Source organism: Protofrankia symbiont of Coriaria ruscifolia, assembly GCF_900634745.1.
GTDB classification, from domain to species: domain Bacteria; phylum Actinomycetota; class Actinomycetes; order Frankiales; family Frankiaceae; genus Protofrankia; species Protofrankia californiensis.
The window spans coordinates 1-2,047 of record NZ_CAAAFR010000029.1 but is presented as its reverse complement, the minus strand read 5'-3'; the positions used below and the strand labels follow the sequence as shown (position 1 = coordinate 2,047).

The following is a 2,047-nucleotide window of genomic DNA, read 5'->3' as shown; positions in this document are numbered from 1 at the left end:
GCACGCCTCCGGGCACGGACCACACCGGCCCGAGCCGGCCCGTGCCACCGCCGGGCGTGCCCGGCAGGCCGGAACCGTCGTGGGACACGGTGTTCACCCCGCTGACCCCGCAGGACCCCCGCGAGATCAGCGGATATGCGCTCCGGGCCCGGATCGGTGAGGGCGGCATGGGCGCGGTGTACCTGTCCTACACCCCCGGCGGCCGGCCGGTCGCACTCAAAGTGGTCCGGCCGGAGTTCGCCGCCGATCCCGAGTTCCGCCGCCGCTTCGCCTCGGAAGTTTCCATCGCCCAGCGGGTCCAGGGCCTGTACACCGCACCGGTCATCGACTGCAACGCCAACGCCCGGCAGCCCTGGCTGGCCACCGCCTACGTCGCAGCCCCCTCCCTCGCCGCGACCGTCGCCCGGCAGGGCGCACTCCCGGTGGAGACCGTCCTGCTGCTGATCGCCGGGGTCGCGGAGGCGTTACAGTCCATCCACGCCGCCGGTGTGATCCACCGCGATCTCAAACCGGGTAACGTCATCCTCGCCGCGGACGGCCCCCGGGTGATCGATTTCGGTATCTCGCGGGCGGTCGAGGCCTCCCTGGCAGGGATCACGCAGACCGGTGTGCGGGTCGGCACGCCCGCGTTCATGGCCCCGGAACAGATACGGGGCAGGTCCCTGGACACATCCGGGGACGTCTTCTCCCTCGGTTCCACCGCCTACTACGCGATCACCGGCGAGTTGCCGTTCGGCGCGGACGCCGCCGTCTTCCACCGCATCGTGCACGAACAGCCCGACTGGGACCGCTGCCCGGACCAGGTCCGCAGCGTGTTGGAACGGTGCGTGGAGAAAGATCCGGCGGACCGCCCCACCCCCGCAGGATTGATCGAGCTGTGCCGGGCCGCGTCCACCGATGAGCGGCTGCGCATCGGCGAGGGCTGGCTACCCCCCACCGTGACCGCAAATCTCACCCGGTACACCATCTCCCCTCCGCCCGCCCCGCCCCTGTTCCAGCCTTCACCCGTACCCGGGCCGCCTCGGCCGGTGGCGCCGCCAGCACCTTCGCCGTGGGTACCGCCGACCACACCTTTACCGTCCGGCCGTCCACGCCCCAAGCGCTCACCCTGGCTCATCGGCGGGCTCGGCACAGCGGCAGCGCTCGTGGCCGTGATCGTCCTTCTCGTGGCCCTGAGTAACACACCACCGGACCAGACAAACCGCAGCGGCGCCACGACCGGAACGTCCACCGGAAACACGTCCACCAGCCGCGGTACGTCACCCACCAGCAGAGGAACTGACTCCGGTGCATCCGTGACGACACCCGGGCCGGGTAACCCGCCTTCAAGACCAACCGCGGCGCAGGGAAACGTCGACCGCTTTCTGACGGATCTGACCGTTATCGAGAGCGACGGTGGGGTAGAAACCGGATCGGGATCCATCAGTGGTACCAAACTGCCGCACAGCATCATGCTCCGGGCACGCTTTTATGAACCTACTAATGTGGCGAGAGCAGAATATGATCTTGGGAGGCATTACCGCCGATTCCAGGCCGCAGTGGGCCTCAGCGACGATGCCATCAGCAGTTCGGTTTACCAGATCGAGATCTACGGTGATGGTCGCCGCATGGCATCACAGACAGTGCGCCTCGGGAACTCGGTCCCCATCGATCTCGACATCACCGGCATCCTCCGACTGCGACTCTCGATTACCCGGGTTGAAGGAGATATCCGCAACGGCTGCTGCTCCTACAAATCCACCTCCGTATTCGGCGACGCCCGTATCACCGGCATCCAAGGTGAGGTACCGGGCTGACTGTCACGGAATCGCCCGCAGTCATTTCAGTGAAACGCACCCGAAACGCACCGAGGTGCCGCGAAGGATTGACGGTCGCGTAATCGCTAATTAATGCTCTGCGGTGTTCTCCTGCCGGTGAGCCGTGCCACGGATTTCTGCCAGTCCGGCCCGTACCTGCCGGGCCGGTGCCCGGGTGGCCGGATCCTTCCTGAGCATCAGGCGTAGCAGGGCTGCGGGAAGGTTGCGCAGAGTTTCGATCAGCTGCGTTA

The 2,047-nt window shown here is 67.1% G+C and carries 1 protein-coding gene; it reads left to right on the top strand.

The features are described 5' to 3' along the window. Positions 1 to 1,796 (top strand): protein kinase domain-containing protein (locus CV1CTNOD_RS03165; RefSeq protein ID WP_431607058.1); only part of this gene is annotated, 1,796 nt, incomplete at its 5' end. Positions 1,797 to 2,047 lie beyond the last annotated feature (251 nt).